The sequence below is a fragment of the Streptococcus sp. CL8.13 genome (assembly GCF_049737895.1).
The window spans coordinates 1-747 of sequence record NZ_JBKOTT010000160.1 but is presented as its reverse complement, the minus strand read 5'-3'; the positions used below and the strand labels follow the sequence as shown (position 1 = coordinate 747).

Annotated in this window: 2 protein-coding genes; one reads left to right on the top strand and one right to left on the bottom strand. The window is 45.8% G+C overall.

Going from position 1 to position 747, the window contains the following annotated elements; genetic code table 11:
* The coding region (locus tag ACLNCN_RS05000) for an ABC transporter permease (RefSeq protein ID WP_424844758.1) at positions 1-422 on the top strand (422 nt) is incomplete at its 5' end.
* 61 nt (positions 423-483) lie between these two features.
* Here ACLNCN_RS05000 and ACLNCN_RS04995 read toward each other — a convergent pair.
* Positions 484-747, bottom strand: a 264-nt coding sequence (locus ACLNCN_RS04995; RefSeq protein ID WP_424844760.1) for a helicase BlpT, incomplete at its 5' end; no start/stop codon positions are given.

Below are 747 nucleotides of genomic sequence, written 5' to 3'. Positions count from 1 at the left end.
TGCCTGGGAAGATTTGGCAAAATCTCTATCTGCGTTCTTATCTGCGAAATGGAGATCTCTTTGCGCTCAGTCTCCGTCTACTCCTACTTTCCTTGCTGGCGCAGGTCTTTATCGAGCAAGCTTGGATTGCGACAGCAGTGGTGGTTCTCTTTAACTACCTCTTGCTCTTCCAGTTGCTGGCCCTCTATCATGCCTTTGACTACCAGTATTTGACCCAACTCTTTCCACTGGACAAGGGGCAAAAGGAAAAAGGCTTGCAGGCGGTAGTCCGAGGATTGACCAGTTTGGTCTTAGTAGTGGAATTAGTTGTTGGGTTGATTACCTTCCAAGAAAAACTAGCCCTTCTAGCCTTACTGGGAGCTGGTTTGGTTTTACTAGTCTTGTACCTACCTTATCAGGTCAAACGTCAGATGCAGGACTAACATTGTCTATATGACACTAAAAAAGAAGTTGAGTTCAGTTTGTCTCAGCTTCTTTTATTTTCTACAAGAGAATGGTTGGACCGTAGAGACTTAACTTGGTCTTGACTTGGTCAAAGTGGAAGCGGTCATAGGCCCGCCAAGCGGCACGAGTAGGAGCATCTGGTTCAAGAGCGCTGAGTCCCATGAGAAGACTGGAAGTCTGGTAAAATTTTTCCAGTTCAATCAAGACTCGATTATCCACTGTCTCAGCCTTGGCTAGAAAACCAAGAATAGAGTTTAATTGCTCCTGAAAGCGGACGTCGTCAGCGGTTACCTGTTTGCATGA